General features: G+C 71.2%; 19 protein-coding genes. 12 read left to right on the top strand and 7 right to left on the bottom strand.

Features of this window, described 5'->3' with window-relative positions; all coding sequences use genetic code 11:
- Window positions 1-20: 20 nt before the first annotated feature.
- Window positions 21-416 carry a spore germination protein GerW family protein gene (locus tag ADL15_RS14645; RefSeq protein ID WP_083971254.1) on the bottom strand — a complete coding sequence of 132 codons (396 nt, stop codon included), beginning with the start codon at window positions 414-416 and terminating at the stop codon, window positions 21-23.
- 292 nt (window positions 417-708) lie between these two features.
- Entirely contained in the window at window positions 709-1794 is a 1086-nt protein-coding gene (locus ADL15_RS14640) for a LacI family DNA-binding transcriptional regulator (RefSeq protein WP_232344096.1), read from the bottom strand.
- 94 nt (window positions 1795-1888) lie between these two features.
- On the opposite strand from ADL15_RS14640, the gene ADL15_RS14635 reads away from it, so the two are divergent.
- Genes ADL15_RS14635 through ADL15_RS14620 form a run of 4 tightly spaced genes read left to right on the top strand, consistent with a single transcriptional unit; the run spans window position 1889 to window position 7005 of the window.
- Window positions 1889-2755: a carbohydrate ABC transporter permease gene (locus ADL15_RS14635; protein WP_067689964.1), complete on the top strand. Its 867-nt coding sequence runs from the start codon at window positions 1889-1891 to the stop codon at window positions 2753-2755.
- Window positions 2755-3663 carry a carbohydrate ABC transporter permease gene (locus ADL15_RS14630; protein WP_067689961.1) on the top strand — a complete coding sequence of 303 codons (909 nt, stop codon included), beginning with the start codon at window positions 2755-2757 and terminating at the stop codon, window positions 3661-3663. Before ADL15_RS14635 ends, ADL15_RS14630 begins: the two co-directional genes overlap by 1 nt.
- Before the next feature lie 28 nt (window positions 3664-3691).
- Complete coding sequence (locus ADL15_RS14625; RefSeq protein ID WP_067689955.1) at window positions 3692-5032, top strand: ABC transporter substrate-binding protein; 1341 nt, start codon at window positions 3692-3694, stop codon at window positions 5030-5032.
- Window positions 5029-7005, top strand: a complete 1977-nt coding sequence (locus ADL15_RS14620) for a beta-galactosidase (protein ID WP_067689952.1) — start codon at window positions 5029-5031, stop codon at window positions 7003-7005. The genes ADL15_RS14625 and ADL15_RS14620 overlap by 4 nt, the downstream gene beginning before the upstream one ends.
- A 105-nt stretch (window positions 7006-7110) precedes the next feature.
- Here the strand turns inward: ADL15_RS14620 and ADL15_RS51400 are convergent, their stop codons facing one another.
- Window positions 7111-7839: an AbfB domain-containing protein gene (locus tag ADL15_RS51400; RefSeq protein WP_198170780.1), complete on the bottom strand. Its 729-nt coding sequence runs from the start codon at window positions 7837-7839 to the stop codon at window positions 7111-7113.
- A 422-nt stretch (window positions 7840-8261) separates the two neighbouring features.
- Between ADL15_RS51400 and ADL15_RS14605 the strand changes: the two genes are divergently transcribed.
- Both ADL15_RS14605 and ADL15_RS14600 read left to right on the top strand, forming a co-directional pair.
- Window positions 8262-9335 (top strand): hypothetical protein, encoded by a 1074-nt coding sequence (locus ADL15_RS14605; protein ID WP_067689939.1) that lies wholly within the window; start codon window positions 8262-8264, stop codon window positions 9333-9335.
- 20 nt (window positions 9336-9355) lie between these two features.
- Entirely contained in the window at window positions 9356-9961 is a 606-nt protein-coding gene (locus tag ADL15_RS14600) for a class I SAM-dependent methyltransferase (protein WP_067689934.1), read from the top strand.
- Here ADL15_RS14600 and ADL15_RS14595 read toward each other — a convergent pair whose 3' ends face one another.
- Both ADL15_RS14595 and ADL15_RS14590 read right to left on the bottom strand, forming a co-directional pair.
- Window positions 9962-11389, bottom strand: coding sequence for a GGDEF domain-containing protein (locus ADL15_RS14595; RefSeq protein ID WP_067689931.1), 1428 nt, complete (start codon window positions 11387-11389; stop codon window positions 9962-9964).
- Between the two features lie 110 nt (window positions 11390-11499).
- Window positions 11500-12693 carry a YncE family protein gene (locus ADL15_RS14590; protein WP_067689928.1) on the bottom strand — a complete coding sequence of 398 codons (1194 nt, stop codon included), beginning with the start codon at window positions 12691-12693 and terminating at the stop codon, window positions 11500-11502.
- Window positions 12694-12743: 50 nt separating this feature from the next.
- Here ADL15_RS14590 and ADL15_RS14585 point away from each other — a divergent pair, with 50 nt between their 5' ends.
- The 3 genes from ADL15_RS14585 to ADL15_RS14575 all read left to right on the top strand — a co-directional run bounded on the left by ADL15_RS14585 (window position 12744) and on the right by ADL15_RS14575 (window position 15043).
- Entirely contained in the window at window positions 12744-13307 is a 564-nt protein-coding gene (locus ADL15_RS14585; RefSeq protein WP_067689925.1) for an RNA polymerase sigma factor, read from the top strand.
- Window positions 13300-14031 carry a hypothetical protein gene (locus ADL15_RS14580; protein ID WP_067689922.1) on the top strand — a complete coding sequence of 244 codons (732 nt, stop codon included), beginning with the start codon at window positions 13300-13302 and terminating at the stop codon, window positions 14029-14031. Before ADL15_RS14585 ends, ADL15_RS14580 begins: the two co-directional genes overlap by 8 nt.
- Window positions 14032-14158: 127 nt before the next feature.
- Complete coding sequence (locus ADL15_RS14575) at window positions 14159-15043, top strand: glycoside hydrolase family 6 protein (RefSeq protein ID WP_232344095.1); 885 nt, start codon at window positions 14159-14161, stop codon at window positions 15041-15043.
- A 255-nt stretch (window positions 15044-15298) separates the two neighbouring features.
- Here ADL15_RS14575 and ADL15_RS14570 read toward each other — a convergent pair whose 3' ends face one another.
- Together ADL15_RS14570 and ADL15_RS14565 are read right to left on the bottom strand one after the other, a co-directional pair.
- Window positions 15299-17248, bottom strand: a complete 1950-nt coding sequence (locus tag ADL15_RS14570) for a radical copper oxidase GlxA (protein ID WP_083971251.1) — start codon at window positions 17246-17248, stop codon at window positions 15299-15301.
- Window positions 17245-18933, bottom strand: a complete 1689-nt coding sequence (locus ADL15_RS14565; RefSeq protein WP_067689916.1) for a glycosyltransferase family 2 protein — start codon at window positions 18931-18933, stop codon at window positions 17245-17247. Before ADL15_RS14565 ends, ADL15_RS14570 begins: the two co-directional genes overlap by 4 nt.
- A 366-nt stretch (window positions 18934-19299) precedes the next feature.
- Here ADL15_RS14565 and ADL15_RS14560 point away from each other — a divergent pair, with 366 nt between their 5' ends.
- The 3 genes from ADL15_RS14560 (at window position 19300) to ADL15_RS14550 (ending at window position 20842) form a co-directional block, all read left to right on the top strand.
- On the top strand, window positions 19300-19575 hold the full coding sequence (locus tag ADL15_RS14560; RefSeq protein WP_067690220.1) for a hypothetical protein: 276 nt from the start codon (window positions 19300-19302) through the stop codon (window positions 19573-19575).
- Between the two features lie 110 nt (window positions 19576-19685).
- Window positions 19686-20207 carry an RNA polymerase sigma factor gene (locus tag ADL15_RS14555; protein ID WP_067690216.1) on the top strand — a complete coding sequence of 174 codons (522 nt, stop codon included), beginning with the start codon at window positions 19686-19688 and terminating at the stop codon, window positions 20205-20207.
- Complete coding sequence (locus ADL15_RS14550; RefSeq protein WP_067689911.1) at window positions 20204-20842, top strand: hypothetical protein; 639 nt, start codon at window positions 20204-20206, stop codon at window positions 20840-20842. The genes ADL15_RS14555 and ADL15_RS14550 overlap by 4 nt, the downstream gene beginning before the upstream one ends.
- Window positions 20843-20854: the final 12 nt, after the last annotated feature.

Genomic DNA, 20854 nt, shown 5'->3' with positions numbered 1-20854 from the left:
GAGCACCAGCCGGGAGCGGCTCAGCGGCGGCGCCGCCGGTGCCCGCGCAGGACCGAGCGGGCCACCAGCAGCGCCACGATCGCGACCACCTGCCCACCCAGCACGATCTTGTTGATGTCCACCGCCGGCTTCCAGTGGACGTCACCCTCCTTCAGGATGAAGACGCCGGCCGGCTTGGCGGACAACCCGTAGCCACCGCCGGAACCCTCGCCCTCACCCTCGGCGGCGGTCTTCTCGCCGGCCGGGGCCTTGCCGGAGCCGGAGCCACTCCCGGCCCCCGCGCTCACCTTGGCCACCGGCAGCAGGATGATCCCGTCCCGCTCCACCGGCTCACCGAACACCCGGCCCACCACGGCGTTGTCGGTCGCGGCCCGGGCCTTGTCGAGCAGAGCACCGCTGTCCAGTTTGCTGGTCATCGTTCCCCCTCTTCTCTTTCAGGCCACCCTGACGCATCCCCGTCCCGGATACCGTCGGGTAGCGGACACCCCATCCACCGCGCTGCCCGGTTCGGCGGCGCGTGCTCGCGGTGTGCGTGCTCGCGGTGTGCGTGCTCGCGGTGTGCGTGCTCGCGGTGTGCGTGTGAAGTTTGGGTGCGGAGCGCACCGTAACTTCACACGCTGCCCGTGCGCACGGCGTGCGTGGGGTTTTTGGGTGCGGAGCGCACCGCAACTTCACACGCTGCCTGGGCTCGCGGTGTGCGCCGCAACGTCACGCGCTGTGGTGGGGGGCGGTGCTGTTGCGGATGACCAGGTGGGTGCGGACCAGGTCGGTGCCGGGGGCGGCCGGGCCCGAGGCGATCTGGTCCAGCAGCGCCTGCACGCAGCGCCGTCCCACCTCGGCGAAGTCCTGATGCACGGTGGTCAGCGGCGGTAGATAGGACGACGCGTCGGCGATGTCGTCGAAACCGACCACGCTGACGTCCTCCGGCACCCGCCGTCCGCGCTCGTGCAGCGCCCGCAACACCCCCAGCGCCATCTGGTCGTTGGCCACGAAAACCGCGGTGCAGTCGGCCGGCAGGGTGAGCCCGGCGCGATAGCCGCTCTCCGCCGACCAGTCACCGCGCGTGATCGCCGGGACCGGGCGGCCGGCCTCCTCCAGCACGGTCCGCCAGGCCAGCGCGCGGCGTTCGGACGCGTAGGACTCGGCGGGACCGGCCAGGTGCCACACCGTCGGGTGGCCGAGCTCGAGCAGGTGCCGGACGGCCTGCCGGGCGCCGTCGGCCTGGTCGGTGTCGACGACCGGGTACCGCTCGCCGGCGTCCGAGTCGACCACCACCGCGTGCACGCCGGGCGGCAGCGCGACCGAGGTCGCGTCCAGCAGGTGGATCTCGATGATCACGATGACGCCGTCGACGGCGAGTTCGCCCATCCTGGTGAACGCGCCGAGGACGTTGTCCTGGGTGGGCGCGCCGACCGGGATCAGGGTGGTCGCGTACCCCGCGGTGGCGGCCTGTGTCGCGATCGCCTCGACGGTGCGGCTGTTTCCGGTCGAGCTGAGCCCGAAGAGGATCACGCCTAGGGTGTTGAAGCGGCCGTAGCGCAGCGAGCGGGCCGCGCTGTTCGGCCGATAGCCCAGCTCACGCATGGCGGCCAGGACCTGCTCACGGGTGGACTCGACGACGCCGGCCTGCCCGTTGGCGACCCGGGACACGGTCTGTGAGGAGACCCCGGCCAGCTTGGCGACGTCGGCCATCGAGACCCGTTGTTTCCGGCGACCGCCGGGCACGTCCGATCCCCCGCGGAGGCGCTGCGTTTCGATGGTGAACTCCTTGACCGGCCTGGTGACCCGTGTCACGATACCGCACACATGTTTGCGTAAACATTTCCGATCGTTGCCAAACATGTTTACGTAAACATCCCCCAACGACTTCGAACGTAAAGGAGGCACAGTGACACGTCGTACCTGGATCGGCTGGCAGTTCGTAGCCCCGTTCCTGGCGGTGTTCGCGCTGGTCTTCCTCGCACCGATCGTCTACTCGGTCTACCTCAGCCTGTACCGCACCCGGCTGATCGGCGGCACCAGCTTCGTCGGCGCGGAGAACTACACCAAGGCGCTGCACGACCCGCAGTTCTGGTCGGCGGTCGGCCGGGTCTCGCTCTTCATGGTCGTCCAGGTGCCGATCATGTTGCTGCTGGCCCTGCTGATCGCACTGGCCATCGACAGCGGGCGGCTCTACGGTGCGGCGTTCTTCCGCATCTCGATCTTCCTGCCCTACGCGGTGCCCGCCGTCGTGGCCACCCTGATGTGGGGCTTCATCTACGGCGACCGGTTCGGCCTGGTCGGCAACATCAACGACTACTTCGGCGTGCACCTGCCCGACCCGCTCGCCCCGGACCTGGTGCTCGCCTCCATCGGCAACATCGTGACCTGGGAGTTCGTCGGCTACAACATGCTGATCCTGTACTCGGCGCTGCGCGTCGTGGACACCTCGCTCTACGAGGCGGCGGCCATCGACGGCGCCGGGCAGTGGCGGATCATCCGGGCGATCAAGCTGCCCGCCCTGCGCGGGCCGCTCCTGATCACCACGATGTTCTCCATCATCGGCAGCTTCCAGATGTTCACCGAGCCGGTGGTGCTCAAGACCATCGCGCCGAACGCGATCCTCACCTACTTCGCCCCGAACTACTACGCCTGGCAGCTGTCCTTCGGTGGCCAGCAGTACAACTACTCGGCCACGGTCGCGGTGGTGATGGGGTTGATCACGATGCTCGTCGCCTACCTCGTGCAGGCCCGTGCCGTACGAAAGGCCGGTTGATGGTCGCCGCACCCACGATCCGCCCGGCGGCGCGCCGCCAACCTCTGCCGAAGAAGCGCCGTCAGGCGCAGCCGAGGAACAAGACGCTCACCGTGGTGACCGCGCTGATGGTCGCCTACACCCTGTTGCCGCTGGCCTGGCTGCTGATCAGCGCGACCAAGACCCAGGAGGGGCTGCTCGACTCGTTCGGGCTGTGGTTCGCCGACGACTTCGCGCTCTTCGACAACATCGGCCGGGTCTTCACCTACCAGGACGGCATCTACCCGCGCTGGCTGCTCAACACGGTCTTCTACGTGGTGGCCGGCGCCGGCGGAGCGACGCTGCTGTCCACGCTCGCCGGGTACGGCCTGTCGAAGTTCGCCTTCCGCGGCCGCCGGGCGGTCTTCGCGGTGATCCTCGGCGCGGTGGCGGTGCCGCCGACCGCGCTGGCCGTGCCGACCTTCCTGCTGTTCGCGAAGATGGGCATCACCGACAGCCCGTGGGCCGTGATCATCCCGACGCTGATGGCCCCGTTCAGCCTCTATCTGATGTGGACGTTCTCCAACGAGGCGGTGCCGAACGAGATCCTCGAGTCGGCCCGGGTCGACGGGGCCGGCGAGTTCCGCATCTTCTTCAAACTGGCCCTGCCGCTGCTGGCACCCGGCACCGTCACGGCTCTGCTCTTCAACGTGGTCATGACCTGGAACAACCTGTTCCTGCCACTGATCATGCTGAAGGACCGCCACCTGTACCCGATCACGCTGGGCATCTACACCTGGAACCAGCAGTCCCAGACGGTCGGCGGCGACGTCGTCTTCAACCTGGTGATCACCGGATCCCTGCTCGCCGTCATCCCGCTCATCGCGGCCTTCCTGCTGCTCCAGCGTTACTGGCAGTCGGGTCTGGCCGCGGGCAGCGTCAAGCAGTAACCCCCCACCGAGCAAGAAAGAGATGCGCATGAGAATGACCCGCCGGCGCGCGCTCCTCGGCGCCGCCATGTCGATAACCCTCCTCGCCGCTGGTTGCGGATCCTCCGACGACAGCACCGACGAGGCACCCGCGGCGACCACGGTCTCCGACGCCGATGTCGAGGCGGCGCTGCAGGCCGGTGGCAACCTGACGGTGTGGGCCTGGGAGCCCACCCTCACCAAGGTCGTCGCCCAGTTCCAGACCAAGTACCCCAAGGTCAAGGTGAACCTGGTCAACGCCGGTTCCGGCAACGACCAGTACACCGCGCTGCAGAACGCGGTCAAGGCGGGCACCGGGGTGCCGGACCTGGCGCAGATCGAGTACTTCGCGCTGCCGCAGTTCTCGCTCTCCAAGGCGGTCACCGACCTGAGCGCGTACGGCGCCAAGGCGCTGGACGGCACGTTCTCCCCGGGCCCGTGGACCTCGGTGCACTCCGGCGAGAAGATCTACGGCCTGCCGATGGACTCCGGCCCGATGGCGCTCTTCTACAACAAGGAGGTCTTCGACAAGTACAAGATCGCCGTCCCGACCACCTGGGAGGAGTACGCCACCGCGGCCGAGAAGCTGCACACGGCGAACCCGAAGTCGTACATCACCAGCGACAGCGGTGACGCGGGCTTCACCACCAGCATGATCTGGCAGGCCGGCGGCCGGCCGTACAAGGTCGAGGGCACCGATGTCACGGTCAACTTCGACGACGAGGGCACCAAGAAGTGGACCGGCCTGTGGCAGGGGCTGGTCGACAAGAAGCTGCTCGCGCCGACCCCGGGCTGGAGCGACGCCTGGTACAAGGGTCTCGGTGACGGCACCATCGCCAGCCTGGTGATCGGCGCCTGGATGCCGCCGAACCTGGAGTCCGGTGTGAAGGCCGCGGCCGGCAAGTGGCGCGTCGCGCCGATGCCGCAGTGGGCGGCCGGCGAGAAGGTGACCGCGGAGAACGGCGGCAGCTCGCTGGCGGTCACCGAGGCGAGCCAGGCGAAGACCCTCGCCTACGGCTTCCTGAAGTACGCCACGGTCGGCGACGGCGCGCAGATCCGCACCGACGAGGGCGCGTTCCCGGCCACCACCGCGCAGCTCACCGCGGACGCCTTCAAGAACAAGGAGTTCCCGTACCTGGGCGGCCAGAAGGCCAACGAGGTGCTGTCCGCGGCGGCCACCCAGGTCGCGACCGGCTGGAGCTACCTGCCGTTCCAGGTCTACGCGAACAGCGTCTTCAACGACTCCGTCGGCAAGGCCTACACCGGCGGCAGCACCCTGCAGGACGGCCTGAAGGCCTGGCAGGAAGCGTCCACCAAGTACGGCCAGGAACAGGGCTTCACGATTAAATGACCATCGACGACACGACGCCCCGGCGCTGGCTCCGCCGCGCCGGGGCACCCCGGATCGAGTACGGCGCCGATTACAACCCCGAGCAGTGGCCCCGCGAGGTGTGGGCCGAGGACGTCCGGGCGATGCAGGCCGCCGGAGTCACCATCGTCTCGCTGGCGATCTTCTCCTGGGCCCGGATCCAGCCACGGCCCGAGGTGTACGACTTCGGCTGGCTGGACGAGGTGATCGAGCTGCTGCACGCCGGTGGCATCGCGGTCGACCTGGCCACCGCCACCGCCTCCCCGCCGCCGTGGCTGACCGCCCGGCACCCGGAGATCCTGCCGGTCGACAAGCACGGCAACACGATCTGGCCGGGCGGCCGCCAGCACTGGCGGCCCACCTCGCCGGTGTTCCGGGCGCACGCGCTGCGCCTGGTCCGCGCCCTGGCCACCCGGTACGGCAAGCACCCGGCCGTGGTCGCCTGGCACGTCAACAACGAGCTGGGCTGCCACAACGTCTACGACTACTCGGACGACGCGGCGACCGCGTTCCGCACCTGGCTGCGGGACCGGTACGTCACGCTGGACGGGCTGAACGAGGCGTGGGGCACCGACTTCTGGTCACAGCGCTACTCCGACTGGGACCAGATCATCCCGCCCCGGCAGGCGGCGACCCACCCCAACCCGACCCAGCAGCTCGACTTCAAGCGGTTCTCCTCGGACGCGCTCAAGGATCACCTGATCGCCGAGCGTGACCTGCTGCGCGAGCTCAGCCCGGACGTCCCGGTCACCACGAACTTCATGGTGATGGGCGAGATGAAGACGATGAACTACGCGGACTGGGCGTCCGAGGTGGACTTCGTCTCCAACGACCACTACGTGCTGCCCGGCCCGCAGGCCCGCGACGAGCTGTCGTTCTCGGCCAACCTGACCGGCAACATCGCCGGCGGTCAGCCGTGGTTCCTGATGGAGCACTCCACCAGCGCGGTCAACTGGCAGCCGATCAACGTGGCGAAGAAGCCCGGTGAGCTGCACCGGGACGCGCTCACCCACGTGGCGCACGGCGCGGACGCGGTCTGCTTCTTCCAGTGGCGGCAGTCGAAGGCCGGCGCGGAGAAGTACCACTCGGCGATGCTGCCGCACGCCGGCGAGGACAGCGACCTGTTCCGGGACGTGGCCGCGCTCGGCGGCCGGCTCGGTGATCTCGGGGCACTCGCGGGGAGCGCCCGGGTGCCGGCCGACGTGGCGATCCTCTTCGACTGGGAGTCGTGGTGGGTCGCCGAGCACGACTCGCACCCGACCGACCGGCTGCGCTACCGCCAGGAGGCGCTGGACTGGTACACCGCGCTGCTCAACCTGGGCATCCGGGCCGACGTGGTGCCGGTCGGCGGCGCCTGGGACACCTACCGGATGGTGATCGCGCCGGTCCTGCACGTGGTGCCCGGCGCGCTCGCCGAGCGGCTCACCGCCTATGCCGGGCACGGGCATCTGGTCACCACGTACTTCTCCGGGATCGTGGACGAGAACGACCAGATCTGGCTCGGCGGGCATCCGGGTGCGCTGCGTGACCTGCTCGGCATCCGGATCGAGGAGTTCGGCCCGCTGCTCGACGGCGAGGTCGCCGAGCTGGACGACGGCACGACCGGCACGCTCTGGACCGACCGGATCGACGTGACCGATCCGGCGGTGCGGGTGCTGGCTCGGTACAAGACCGGTGAGCAGGCCGAACGTGCGGCGATCACCCGGCGCGCGGTGGGCGCCGGATCCGCGGCGTACGTCTCGACCCGGCTCGGCCGGGACGGGCTGACCGTGGCGCTGCCCGCGCTGCTGGACGGCGCCGGAGTGACCAGTGAGCTGGCGCCGGAGCTGCGCGGACGGGTCGAGCTGGCCCGCCGTGGCGAGCACCGGTTCCTGATCAACCGGACTGCCGAGCCGATCGACCTCGGTGCGGACGGCACGCTGGAACCCCGCGGTGTGGTGATCCTGCACCCCTGAGGTCCGGTGAAGGGCAAAACCGGTGAACGACGAAGGAGCGCCGGCCGCGAGGCCGGCGCTCCTTCGCGCTGGGCGCTGCCCCGGGGGGCCGAAGGGCAGCGCCGGTCAGCTCACGGCAACCGGCACGAGGGCCAGAGCGCCGTCCGCGGAGGTCTCCCGCAGGGCGAGCCGGGAGTCGGATTCGACCACGAACCGTTTCGGATAATTGATGGACTGCAACGCGAGTGCGTCGCCCGAACGAATCGTGACCGCACAGAAAGTGGCGTCCCGGCGGTATAGATCCGAGCCGTCATTCCGCTGCAGCTTGATTTGATAGTTCTGGTGCCGCAGGAAATAGCCAGGGTAGTTTACAGATTCGAGTGAGGAGCATCCGGAATTCCCCAGTCCGACACGGACGGTGAAGCTGGAGTCGGCCCTATCCAGAGCCTTCGAGGATGCCCCGATCGTATCGACCCGGCCGATGAAGCTGCGGTGCCGGACGCGCTGTCCGGAGTTGTCGGCAAGGGTCAGGGCGACCGTGGAGCCGGCACTCAGCGTGACGGCCGGCGCCTTGCTGGGGGAGGGCCATCTCGTCGCCGGCTTGGTGGACTGCCGGTGACTCGACGGCTTGGCGACGGGATTGGAACTGGGAGCGCTCCCGGTGGTAATGGGGCTTGAACTGGACCTGATGGCCACGGCCGACGCGATGATCACCGGCTCGGCCGGCGGTGGCACCGGTGGCACCGCCGGCAGCGTCCCGGCCACGAAGGCCGGTGCGGTCCGGGCCGCGTCGTCGCCGAGGATCACCGTGGTGGCCGCGGCCACCCCGAGGGTGGCGAGCGCGACGGCGGCCACGGCGGCCCGTCGCCGCAGCGGTTTGCCCCGCTGGGCCCAACCGGGGAAACCCGGTATCGGAGCCGGCGGGAATGCGGCGGGTGTGATGGGCCGGATCGGCGGTTTGGGGGACAGTGCATCGGGGGAATACGGCGGCACCCAACCGCCGACCCGTGGTCCCCGGTGGGAGTCGTCTTCCGGCATGTAATTCGCTTCCTGCAGGACCTGACGCAAACAAAACTTAATGAAGCGATAAGGATCTTTGTCGGCTACGTGACGAATTTCAAGGGGTTCGGGCCGCAATTTCCCTGAACCGCGTACAAATCTTTGTCCGGACGGCCGAACCGAACCCGGAGCCGGTGCGTATACCTCGGCGGACCATCCGGCGTGGACATGGGGTGCCGGTTGGCCGCATCGAGGAGACCTGCGTGGATAGTCCAGCTTTGCCCGATACGGAAAGCCCGTCCGACGAGCCGTCCAGAACGCCCCCGGTCCTGCCCCGGATCTCCGACTACTGGCCCGACGCCCCGCAGCGGCTCGGGCCTCCCGCCGACCACTACGAGCTGCCCGGTGTGGACGCCACCCGGACCGGACCGGCCCTGCACACCGGGCCGCCGCCGCGCGAGGCGACCGCCGAGGACGTCGACGACCGTACGAAAAGGGACCTGAAACCGGTCCTCTTCCTGGCGGCCGTGCTGTTGCTGACCGGCGGCGGGGTCTTCGCCGCGGTCTCCTACGTGCGGACCAGCGGTGACGCGGCGTCCACCAGCCTGCCCGCGCCGGCCGAGCCCGCGCCGGTGGTCGTGGCACCCTCCGCGCAGGCGCCCAACCCGCCGGTGTCGATCGGCACCTCACCGCCCGCGTCGACCGCCCCGGTCACCGTGCCGCCGACCGCCGCGGCGCCGGGCGCACCCACCGGCGGCGCGACCGAGAAGCCGATGATCCCGGACGCCGCGACCTTCGAGCTCGCCAGCGGGGTCACCCAGCTGCGGGTCGCGGTCGGTGACGTGACGAACGGCTTCTTCCGGGTCGGGGTCGGCGAGGACAGCACGATCACCGCACGGGCCGTGGTGGACGACGGCACGGTCCGGGTCACCGTCGCCCCGAACGGCCGCAAGAACGGCTCGGCCCGCCTGAACGTGCTGCTCAGCGACGAGGTGACCTGGTCGTTCCGGATGCGCGGCGGCGTCAAGGAGGCCGGCGTCGACCTGTCCGGGGCCAAGGTCGGCGGGGTCGCGCTGATCGCCGGCGCGTCGACGGTCGACCTGGTGCTGCCCACCCAGCGTGACGCGATCGGCATCGTGGAGAAGGGCGGGATCGGCACCTGGCGGATCGTCACCGACGGCGAGGTGCCGGTGCGGGCGACGTTCGAGGAGGGCGCCGGCTCGGTCACGCTCTACGACGACACCGACACGGGACTGGCCAAGGGCGAGACGGCGAAGTCCGGCAAGGGTGACGACGGGATCCGGCTCACCTCGTCCGGCGGGGTGGGTGCCCTGACCGTCCAGGCCCGGTGACACCTTGGGAGAATCGGCGGGTGACACGTACCCAGGGTGACGCCGTACCGCCGGAGACGTCCTTCTCCCTCGACCACTTCATCGGGCTCTACGAGGCCAAGGACGACCCGTGGGACAACGTCACCAAGTGGAGTGACCAGCGTAAGTACGCGGTCGCGATGGCCAGCCTGCCGCGGGAGCGCTACCGCCGCTGCTACGAGCCGGGCTGTGCGGTGGGCGTGCTCAGCGTGATGCTCGCGGCCCGGTGCGACGAGGTGCTGGCCGTCGACTGCGTCGACGAGGCGGTGGTCCAGGCCCGTGCCGCGACTGCGGGTCTTCCTCACGTACGGGTGGAGCGCGCCCTGCTGCCCGCCGACCTCCCGGACGGCACGTTCGACCTGGTCGTGGTCGGTGACCTGCTCTACTACCTCTCCGCCGGGGATCTGGCGCTGATGCTGGACGGCACGATCGCGCGCCTGGAGACCGGTGGCGACCTGGTCTCCGCGCACTTCCGTGACCGGGAGAACCCGGGTGGTTACGACGGCTTCAACGTGCACGCCGCGATGGCCGCCCGCCCCGACCTGGAGCGGGTCATCCACCACGAGGACGAGTGGTTCGTCCTCGACGTGTTCCGCAAGACCGCCTGATCAGGCCGCCAGGACCAGGCTGAGCGCGCCGACCGACTTCGACTTCTTGGCCTGGTACATGGCCAGGTCGGCGCGGCGGATCAGCTCGTCGGTGGTGTCGCCGGGGCGGGCCTCGGCGGCGCCGACGCTGACCCCGATCCGGACCTCGGCACCGCCGGCGCGGAACGGCCCGGCGGTCATCTCGGCGATCCGCGCGGACACCGCCCGGACGGCCTGCGGACCGTGGCAGACCAGCACGAACTCGTCGCCGCCGAACCGGCTGACCAGGTCACCCTCCCGGACGCAGCCGCGCAGCCGGTCGGCGACCGCGATCAGCAGCTCGTCGCCGGCCGCGTGCCCGAGCCGGTCGTTGACCAGTTTGAAGCCGTCCAGGTCACAGAAGAGCACGGTCAGCTCGTCGGATGCGGTGCCCGGGGCCAGGGCGGTGGTCAGCGCGTCCAGGCACGCACCCCGGTTCGGCAGGCCGGTCAGGCCGTCCCGGGTGGCCAGGTGGTGCAGCGCCTGCTCGGCGGCCCGCCGCTGGGCTGCCAGCCGGGCGACCCGGACCATCACCAGCGGCACCAGGACCGCCGACGAGAACGCGATCAGCACCCCGTCGGTGCTCAGGCCGAACATCGCCCGGCCGCCGCCGACCATCGGGGTGAGCGCCAGCATCACGCCCAGGAACGTCAGCCGCCCACGGGTCAGATCGTCCTCCGGCGCCTGCCCGGCGGCGATCACCCGGCCCACCGACGGGTGCACGGCCGCGCAGCCGAGCGCCGCGTACGCGGCCAGGTAGACCATGTTCGTCCAGTCCGCGCGCACCCCGGCCGGGTCCACGGCCAGCACCGAGGCCACGTCGCCGGCCAGCGTCAGCGCGACACCACCGGTGAACAGCCAGACCGACGCCGAGCGGTCACTGCCGAGCGAGACCCGCAGCATCGCGCCGAACGTGCCGCTGATCATCATGATCGCGAAGAACAGTGACAGCTGCCGGCCGACCGGCTGGTGCTGGGCGCTCAGCGCGGGCAGCAGCACGGCGTCCCAGAGCACCCCGCCGAGCGCGACCGCGGTGATCACCGAGTCGATGATGCCGCCGACGTCACCGCGCCCCCGCAGGCGGACCAGCGCGATCGCCGCGACCAGCAGGAACAACCCGCCACCGCTGTAGAACAGCTCGGCGATGCTGCCGTCGCCGCTGGCCCGGTGACCGGCCGTGGCCAGCCAGATCCAGATCAGGTTGCCGACGTTGAAGAACGTCATCGCGGTCAGCATCAGCCACCACGGCGAGCGGGCCCCGCGCGGCGCCCGGCGCAGCGCCACCACCACGGCGGGCATCACCGCACCCAGCGTGACCAGCAGGAACGGCCACTGCCGGAGATCGAACGGCCACGCCAGATACGTCACCACCAGCAGGGTGGTGACCGCGGCGTAGCAGCGGAGCAGCATGTGCGGCCCATCGGCCGCACCCGTGCAGACCTGAGAAGCCGCGCCCGCGCAGACCTGAGAAGCCGCGCCCGCGCAGACCTGAGAAGCCGTGCCCGCGGACGGCTGAGAAGTCAGGCCACGTGGCGCAGCGCGGTCAGCCCGGCCACCTCGACCCGGCCGGTCGCCTCGCCGGTCGCCGCGTCGAGCCAGGTCACCGCGCCGGGCGTGCCGGCGTACACCCGGGCGCCGTCGCCGCTGAGGCCCAGGCCGGACAGCGGCGCCGGGACCGGCCAGCTCCCGCGGACCGCGCCGCTGTCCCGATCCAGCACGCTGACCTGGCCGTCGGCCCCGGCCAGGGTGCGCCGGTCGCCGGTCAGCAGCAGGGCCGCGGTCGCACCGGCCGGGAGCCGGGCCGGCGCGGTCCGGTCGATCTGCAGCGTCTCCAGGTTCGCGTAGGCCAGCTGCCCGCTCGTCGCGTCGACCACGGCCAGCCCGGTGGCGTCCGCGGCCAGGGCGTGCCCGGCCGGCGGACCCTCGCCGAACGGGTGCGGCAGGTCCAGGCAGTAGGCCCAGTGCTCGGACAGGTGCAGCACGTGCACGAACGCGTGCGCGTTGCCGGGCCGCCCGGAGAGCAGGTCGCGGGTGTGCTGATGGCCGGGCTGGTGGGTGTAGAGGGTGAGCAGCAGCTGACCGTTCTCGGACAACACGGCCTGCCGGCCCTCGCCGCGCATCTGCTCCTCGGCGCCGCCCGGGACCGGCACCTTGGCCCGGGTCTGCAGCGGCTGCACCCGGCCGGAGGCGAGGTCGAGCAGCCGTACCCGGTAGTGGTCGGGGGCGGTGGCGGGCAGCCAGTCCAGCACGAACAGGCCGGTCCGGTCGGCGGTGAAGGCGTCCGGCTCGACCACGCCGGGCAGGTCGTACTCGCGGCTGCGCCCGTCGATCACGGTCAGCAGCGCGGTGCGGCTGCGGCGCCGCGGGATCACCAGCGCCTCGGTGTGTGCCAGCGCGTGCGCCCGGCCGTCCGGCGACACCACCCGAGGGAGCCAGCCGGCGGCGAGGGCGGTGGTCCGGGTGACCTCGCCACTTCCGGTCACGATCTCCGACAGGACATTGTCCCGTACGACGGACAGGCGGGTCCCATCGCTGCTGAGCACCGCGGCGGGGCCGTACTCCTGCGCACCGCCCGGCGACAGGCGGACCAGGCCCCGGGCGGTCTCGGCGATCAGGACGTCCGGAACGGTGGCGGCCTTGGCGGCGGGCTCCCGGCACCCGGACAGGGCGAGCCCGGCGCCGGCCAGGACGAGGAACGTGCGGCGAGTCGTCATGTACCGGTGACACCGGCCGCCGGGAACCGGTTCCCGATCGGTGGTGTCCTATGTACGTGGTGGCAGACGAGGCGTCCGTGGTGGCGCGGGCGCGTGCGGGGGATCTGGACGCGTACGAGACGCTGGTCGGCGCGTGCACCGCGCGTGCGCACCGGGCGGCCCTGCTGCTCGGAGCCGGCGCGGACGCGGACGACGTGGTGCAGGAGGCGTTCGTGAAGGCGTACCGGCAGCTCGGGCGGTATCGGGGCGAGGCCGGGTTCACGGCGTGGCTGCTGGCGATCGTGGCGAACGAGACGCGCAACCTGGTGCGGTCCCGGCGGCGGCGCGACGGGCTGCTGCAGCGGGTCGGCGCCCGGGCCGGGCCGGAGCCGACCGGACCCGACCCGGCCGAGTCGGCGGTGGCCGGTGAACGGCGGCAGCTGCTGTTCGCGCAGTTGCGCGCGCTCGACGCCCGGGACCGGGACGTGCTGGTCTGCCGGTACCTGCTGGAACTGTCCGAGGCGGAGACCGCGGTGACCCTCGGGTTGCCGCGCGGGACGGTGAAGTCACGGACCGCGCGGGCGCTCGGGCGGCTGCGGGACCGGTTGCCGGTGAAGGAGGTGCCGGGTGCCTGAACCGGAGTTCGACGAGCTGATCACGGAGTTGCGCGAGTTGGGGCGCTCGTACGCCGTACCGGAAGCCCTTGATCAACGGACCGCGGTCCGGAGGCGCCTCGCCCGCACCGCACCGCGCCGTCATCGCGGCCGTTTTTATCTCTCCGCGGTGATCGCGGCCCTGGTGCTCGCGGTGGCGGCCCTGTCGCCGGCCCGCGCCGCGGTGATCGACGCGGTCGGCGGGCTGCTCCGCGCGGCCGGTGTCGAGCTGCGCCGGGACGGGCCGCCCGGCGCGCTGCCGGTCACGCCGAGCCCGCTGCCCTCCGAGGCGAGCGTGGATCTGGCCGAGGCGAAGCGGCGGGCGAAGTTCCCGATCGTGGCGCCGGACGTGCTGGGGTCGCCCGATCGTGTGCTTCTCGCCGATCCCGACCCCGATGGTGCGCCGCGTGTGGTCTCCCTCGTCTATCGGAGCGGTACGGTGCGTTTCGACCAGTTCGACGGGACGCTGGAGCCGGTGTTCATGAAGACCGCTCCGGACGCGCAGTGGGTGGAGATCGGCGACAGTGCGGTCTGGCTGCCCGCGGCGCACCCGGTGACCTACATCGGCCGGGACGGCGTGTCCCGGACCGAGACCGCCCGGCTCGCCGGGCCGACGCTGATCTGGGCGACCGGGTCGGTCACCTACCGGCTGGAAGGGCTGGCCACGCTCGAGGAAGCGAGCGAGGTGGCCCGGTCGGTGCGCTGACTGTTTCTGGATAGAGGATATGAGAGTTCGTTCCGCGGTCCTGGCCGTTGTCATCTGCGTGAGCCTCGCGGCGTGTTCCGATTCCACCGGTGGTGATGATCCACCGCCGGCCCCCAGCCCGTCACCGGTGGAGCAGTTCTATGTGGAGCCGGTCGGGCCGGCCGTCGGTCAGGTGCAGGTCTGGGACGCGGAGGGCCGGTCGGCGGACGCCGCGGCGGTGCGCCGGATCGCCGACGCGCCGACCGCGGTGTGGTTCGCCGACGCCGCGCCCGGGTTCGCCGAGCGGGCCCGGGCCCTGGTCGCCTCGGCCGCGGCGGCCGGGCGGACCCCGGTGCTGGTGCCGTACTACGTGCCGCAGCGCGACTGCGGCGGGCACTCCGGGGGAGGCGCGCCGGACGCCGGGGCCTACCGGGACTGGATCGGGCAGCTCGCGGGTGCGGTGCACGGCTCGTCCGCGCTGGTCGTGCTGGAGCCGGACGCGGTCACCCACGTGCTGCAGGGCTGCATCTCCGCGTCGGCGGCCGACGAGCGCTACACGCTGCTCGGCGAGGCGATCCGGGCGTTCAAGGCCGACCCCGGCGTACGGGTGTACCTGGACGGCGGGAACCCGGGCTGGGTCAAGGACGTGGACCGGGTGGTGGAGGCGCTGCGCCGGGCCGGTGTCGCCGAGGCCGACGGCTTCAGCCTGAACGTGGCGAACTTCGAGACCACCGACGCGAACATCGGGTACGGCACGGCCATCTCGGACCGGCTCGGCGGCGCGCACTTCGTGATCGACACCAGCCGGAACGGGAACGGGCCGGCCACCACGGCGGACTCCGGGGACGGGCACTGGTGCAACCCGCCGGGGCGGGCGCTGGGGCCGGCGCCGACCCGGGAGACCGGCCACGACCGGGTCGACGCGTACCTCTGGGTGAAACGGCCCGGCGAGTCCGACGGTGCGTGCGGCGAGGGCGCCCCGGAAGCCGGCCAGTGGTGGCCCGACTACGCCCTGGCCCTGGCCACCAACTGACCGCCACCCGCTCCCGGCTGGTCCTCAGGGGTGTGTCCGGGGGTCCGAGACACCCCCGGGAGCCAGCCGGGTTGCGGGACCCGGCTGGCTCTCAGGGGTGTGTTGTCGGGGTGGAGGCACCCCTCACGACCAGCCGGGAACCGGGAGGCGCGGGGCGGTCTGGAGTGGTGGCGGTGTCGCGTCGGCCTCATGGGCGGGACGTGGCTCGTAGCCTACGGATGGGGCGCGGTATTCGTACAATATGGGGTTTATCGGTCAGGCGACATGGACCCACGTTGCTGCCGAGGGGATGTTCTTGTCGTCGGCGACGAAGAGCATGTACCAGCCCGGGGGGACCAGGCCGCGGGCCTTCGGGATCTGGACCATGAGGCCGCCGGGGGCGAGGCGGAACGGGAGGGCGACCGAGCGCTGGTCGACGTCGGTGCCGTGGGTGACCGCGCTGGGGCGGAGCAGGCGGACGGTCCGGATCCGGGCGGCGTCGGCGGTGCCGTACGAGACCACCGCGCCCCGGGTCAGCTCCACCGGCCCGCCGTGGATCGCCGGGCGGCCGCCGCGGAACAGGTACGGCGGGCTGTAGATCTCGATCCGCTGCTCGAAGACGCCCGGGTTGCGCCCGGTGCGGTCGTAGATCGGGTCGCTGCCCATGGTGACCACCCGCCCGTCCGGCAGCAGCAGCGCCTCGGAGTGGTAGTCGCGGCCCACCGACGGCGCCGCGGCGGTGCGGAACTCGTTGCGGTTCGGGTCGTAGATCTGGGCGGTGAGCAGGTCGCTGCGCTTCTTCCCGCGGTAGGTCCCGCCGCGGTACCCGGCCGAGCCGCCGCTGGTCAGCACGGTGTCGTCGGGCAGGACCACGGTGCTCAGGTACCGGGTCGGGTGCGGGAGGTCCGGCCCGGCGCGGTAGACCGGGTTGCGGGCGCTCAGGTCGGCGATCGCGGTCCGCGCGGTGGAGTCGGGCGAGTCGCCGACCGCGCCACCACCCATGATCATCACGCGCTGGCGCTGTGCCGGTGGCAGCAGTACCGACGCGCTGGTCTCGGTCATCGTGGCGTCGCGCAGCCCGGGCACCGGCCGGAAGCCGTTGGTGCGCAGGTCCCACAGGCCGGGGGTGCGGCCCACGGTGGCCGAGCCGTACCCGGCGTTCGAGCCGGAGAAGAAGAGCCGCTCGTCGCGGGTCAGGAACAGGGCCGGATAGGTGGGGAAGACCCGGGTCAGCTTGGGCGCGGCGGACCAGCGGTGCTGACGCGCGTAGTAGACCTCGTTGCGGCCGGGCAGCATCCGGCCGAACCGGTCCAGGCCGGAGACGGCGAGGACGTTGCCGCCGGGCAGCGGGGCCAGGGTCGGGTACCAGCGGTGGTCGGTGAGGTCGCCGGTGCGGACGTACTGCTCGGTGCGGGGGTCGAACTCGTAGGAGGTGTTGTCGCCGCCGTACTCCTGTTTCTCCCGGGTGATCGCGTCGGCTACTCCGTAGAGGTTCCGCGTCTCGTCGCTTTTGAGGCCCAAGATCCGGTACTGGGCGGGCTCGGTGACCACTCCCGCGTCGCCGGGCGTGACCGCGTCGGCCCACATCTCGGCCTCGCCGGCGTGCACCATGGTCTGCCCGTTGTGCTGCATCTTCATCGCGGGCGGGACCGTGACGTCGGCGCGCAGCGCGTACTGCCGGCCGTCCGGGCCCGCCAGCCGGGTGCCCTGCTTGACGATCCGCGCGCCGTGGTCCGGCGACTCGTTCTTGAGCTTCATGACTCCGGCGGCGTGCTTGATGTCGGCCGGTAGCAGCTCGTAGGACTTGGTGCCGCCGGCCACCAGCAGCTTGCCGTCGGGCAGGAACGTGTGCCCGGAGCAGAACATGTCGGTCGGCGTCGGGATCAGCGAGAACGTGTCGGCGGCCGGGTCCCAGAGGACGGTCCTGAACGAGCCCGCCTCGAAGTTCTTCCGGTTGTTCCCGGAGCCCGCGATGATCAGGACCTTGCCGGTGCTGAGCAGCGCGGCGTGGATCGCGTTGATCGCGAAACCGTCCGGGACCGGCAGCACCGACCAGTGGCCGAAGGCCTGCTTGTAGGCCGGCCGGTCGATGCTGAACCGGTGGTACCGGTCCGCCGCGAAGACCACGATCGGCCGGTTCGCGGCGAGGACCGCCGCGACGGCCGGGACGATCGCCAGACCGCGGAGCAGGCGGCGGATGAGCGATGGCTGAGGTCGGGTGCTCATGCGTACGTCCTCACAGGTTCGCCGGCACGTTGCGCGGGGATCGTGGCGGCCTTCCGGGCGGGTCTGGCGGCCGTCGCCCACAACACCGGGGGCGCCAGGCAGAGCAGCAGGTTCAGGGCCGGCCACATCCACATCAATCCATGGGTACGACCGGTCAGCACGGCGAACACGAGCAGCCCCGCGAAGAAGGCCGCCCAGCTCAGGTGGGTACGGAAGGTGCCGAGCCGGTCCGGACTCGTCGAGTCGCCCTTCGGGGTGACCACGAACCCGGCCGTGCGGCGCAGCAGCGTCTGCCGGAGCGAGGCCACGTAGATCGGCGCGCACAGCGTGGAGAGCAGCATCCCGGTCAGCCCGGACGAGCCGGCCTCCTCGTGCGGGCTCACGTTGTGCCGCCGGTTCCACAGGTACAGCCCGACCTGGAAGAGCGCCGCGTCCACGTAGAGCATGAACCAGACCTGCTGCGGCACCTGCACGCCGCGGACACCCAGCACGATGTGCGCGACCGCGGTCGCGGTGCCGAGCAGCCAGGACACCGCGGTCATCGGGTAGTACGCCATCAGCAGCGCGTAGTGCAGGGTCCGGCGTACCCCGAGCTTGGGGATCCGCCGGCGGAACCCGGCGACGCAGACCTCGTCGGTGCCGCGGGACCAGCGGTGCTGCTGGCTGAAGTAGTCGGTCCACGAGGACGGGCCCTCGCCGACGGCCAGGACGTCCGGTGTGTAGACCGAGCGCCAGCGCTGCCCGGTCACCGGGTTGCGGGTGGCGTGCAGGGCCAGGCTGGTCGCCATGTCCTCGGTGATCGAGTCCTGCAGCCCGCCGATGCTGCGCAGGGCCGCGATCCGTACCGCGTTGTTCGTGCCGACCAGCATCGGCGCGCCCATCGTGTTGCCGGCCCGCTGCAGCAGCGAGTGGAACAGGTACTGCTGCGACTCGGCCCAGCGGGTGACCAGGTTGTCGTAGTTGCCGTAGATCTGCGGGCCGACCACGAACGCCACGTCCGGGTCGCGGAAGTAGCCGAGCAGCCGCTCGCCGAACGACGGCAGCGGCACGTGGTCCGGGTCGACCGAGACGAACACGTCGTAGTCGTCGCCGTGCGCGTCCACCCAGGCGTTGTAGTTGCCGTGCTTGGTCCGGGCCTTGAACGCGCCCTTCTCCTGGTTCCACCGGGCCACGCCCTTGCGGCTGAAGTGCCGGGCGCCGGCCGCCGTGCACATCGTCCGGACCTGGGCGTCGTCGCCCTCGTCGAGCAGCCAGACGTCCAGCCCGCCGTCGATGCGGCCGGCCGCTCGCAGGGTGCGCTCGACCATGTCGATCGGCTCCTTGCCGGGGACGATCGTGGTGAGGAAGGCGACCCGCAGCCCGGTGTCCGGCGGGACCGGGACCGGGTCCCGGGCGCGCATCGTCGCCAGGCACAGCGTGATCACGTTGATCAGGCGGATCAACTCGACGAGGGCGATCGCGGCGACCATCAGCGCGGTGGCCGGGCCGATCCCGCCGGAGAAGTCGGTCGCGGTGATCAGCCAGCCGAAGAACGTGGCCTCCAGGGTGAACGCGACGATCGTGATGAGGAGGCTGCGCACCGGTCGATGGCGGGTCAGTGGTTGCAGCCGGACCCGGTAGTCGCCGTGCGGCACCGGGTCCAGGGGACCGGCGAGGCGGCTGAAGCTGTCGTAGTCGTAGGGCATCGTGCTCCCTGCACTGTCACTCTGGGCATTGTGGACAGACGGGACGTTTTTGCCATCTAGTTTCTGGCTATTTGTCGATATGTGTCCGTATTTTTCGGGCACAGGAAGGACACTATCCAGAAGGCGAAACCCGGGGATATCCCCCGTACTCGATCGTGGGGCGGCGGTCCGCGGCGACACGCCGGTGATCAGTGCGGCCGGCGCGCTCAACATCACTCTGGGTGGATTGTTGATCAACTCTTCGTGCTTCACCTCGACGAGGGAGCGAGTTGGTCGGGAAACCTTCGAACCAATACGCCCTGTGATCCGTTTGCTTTGTCGAGACGGGCGGACGTGACCCGCTCGTGATCCGATTAGGCGGTGGCGATGCTGATCCTGTTCCTGCTCATCCTGGTCCTGGCCGCCGCCTGCGTGCTCGCGGTGCGCGGCGTCCGTGCGGAGGCCCGTACGGCCACAGATCCCCTGCTCCTGCCGGATTCCTTCTTCGCGCCGCAGAGCTTGGAAGGCGTTCTCTGCGGTCAGCTGATGGAGGGTGAGATCACCCGCCGGCAGTACCTGCGGTCCATGGAGGGCATCGCCGTCCGGGACGAGGAGCGGCACCCGCTGGTCGTCCCGTGGCACCTCGGGGCCGGCGAGGAGTAACCCAGCGCTACGAAAGAACCCGGTGTCCGCTGTTTCAGCGGGCACCGGATTTTTTTCGGTACGAGGTGAAAGCCCCGGCTCCCGGCCGGACATGACGCAGGGTGGAGTTCGTGAACGTGGACGTCCGGCGCGCGCGGTTCGAGGCGATCGCCCCCGTGGTGATCGACGCCGTGCGCCGGTACCTGGCCCGGCGTACCGACGCGGCGACCGCCGACGACGTGCTCTCCGAGACGCTGATGGTGTGCTGGCGGCGCCTCGACGAGATGCCCGCCGAGCACCTGCCGTGGGCGTACGGTGTCGCCCGGTACTGCCTGGCCAACGCGGAGCGTGGGCGGCGCCGCCAAGCCCGGCTGACCGCCCGCATCGCCCGGCTGGATCCGCCGCCGGAGGCGGTGGCCGGCCCCGCGCCGGCCGGACCGGACCTGACCGCGGTGCTGGCCGAGATGCGCCCGGAGGACGCCGAGCTGCTGCGTCTGTGGGCGTGGGAGGACCTCACGCCCGAGCAGATCGGCGTGGTCCTCGGCGTCTCCGGCAACGCCGCCGCGATCCGTCTGCATCGTGCGAAACAGAAACTGCGAAAGCTGATCGAGCGTGCCGGACATGAGGAGTCGACCGAAGGGAGCCGGCCGTGACCGACGACGACCTGCGCGCACACCTGCGCCGCGCCGATCCGGGGGCATCGTTGCCGCAGCTGCCTCCCGACCGCATCGCACCTCTCCTGGAGCACACCATGGCAGTCCCGTTCGCCGAGGCCACCGTCACCCCGATCACGACCTCCGCTCGCCGGCGGCGTGTCGCGATGCTCGCCGCCGCGGCCGTCGTGCTGTTCGGCGTGGCCGCGGGCTGGGCGCTGCTGCGCCCGTCGCCCGGCCCGGAGTCCACGGCCGGTGTCCCGGTCGTCCCGCTGCCGGCCATCTCCTCGGCGTCGGTCACCCGGCTGACCGCCACCGGCATGGTGGCCAAGTGCATGGAGCCGACCGCCGAGCTGCTCCGCTCGCGCACCGACTTCGCGTTCGCGGGCACCGTCCAGGAGATCGACGGCGGGGTGGTGACGCTCGCCGTCACGCACGTCTACCTGGGCACGCCGGTCGACCTGGTCCAGGTCGCCCAGGAGGGCGGGGCGTCGGAGACGATGCTGGGCAGCGGGAAGTTCGAGCAGGGCGGGAAGTACCTGGTCGCTGCGTCCGAGGGAGCCATCCGGATCTGCGGGTACAGCGGCGAGGCCGACGCGCCGGGTCTGCAGGCCCTGTACGACGCCGCGTTCTGACGGTCCTCCCCG

Source organism: Actinoplanes awajinensis subsp. mycoplanecinus (genome assembly GCF_001509495.1).
GTDB lineage: Bacteria > Actinomycetota > Actinomycetes > Mycobacteriales > Micromonosporaceae > Actinoplanes > Actinoplanes palleronii.
Note: the sequence above shows the minus strand (reverse complement) of the source record. Positions and strands in the feature narration are given on the sequence as shown.

Coding starts and splice junctions, on each gene's coding strand:
- ADL15_RS14565 (WP_067689916.1), bottom strand. CDS start 18,933: ATGCCCTACGACTACGACAGCTTCAGCCGCCTCGCCGGTCCCCTGGAC.
- ADL15_RS14630 (WP_067689961.1), top strand. CDS start 2,755: ATGGTCGCCGCACCCACGATCCGCCCGGCGGCGCGCCGCCAACCTCTG.
- ADL15_RS14645 (WP_083971254.1), bottom strand. CDS start 416: ATGACCAGCAAACTGGACAGCGGTGCTCTGCTCGACAAGGCCCGGGCC.
- ADL15_RS14620 (WP_067689952.1), top strand. CDS start 5,029: ATGACCATCGACGACACGACGCCCCGGCGCTGGCTCCGCCGCGCCGGG.
- ADL15_RS14595 (WP_067689931.1), bottom strand. CDS start 11,389: ATGCTGCTCCGCTGCTACGCCGCGGTCACCACCCTGCTGGTGGTGACG.
- ADL15_RS14570 (WP_083971251.1), bottom strand. CDS start 17,248: ATGAGCACCCGACCTCAGCCATCGCTCATCCGCCGCCTGCTCCGCGGT.
- ADL15_RS14560 (WP_067690220.1), top strand. CDS start 19,300: ATGCTGATCCTGTTCCTGCTCATCCTGGTCCTGGCCGCCGCCTGCGTG.
- ADL15_RS14590 (WP_067689928.1), bottom strand. CDS start 12,693: ATGACGACTCGCCGCACGTTCCTCGTCCTGGCCGGCGCCGGGCTCGCC.
- ADL15_RS14585 (WP_067689925.1), top strand. CDS start 12,744: ATGTACGTGGTGGCAGACGAGGCGTCCGTGGTGGCGCGGGCGCGTGCG.
- ADL15_RS14625 (WP_067689955.1), top strand. CDS start 3,692: ATGAGAATGACCCGCCGGCGCGCGCTCCTCGGCGCCGCCATGTCGATA.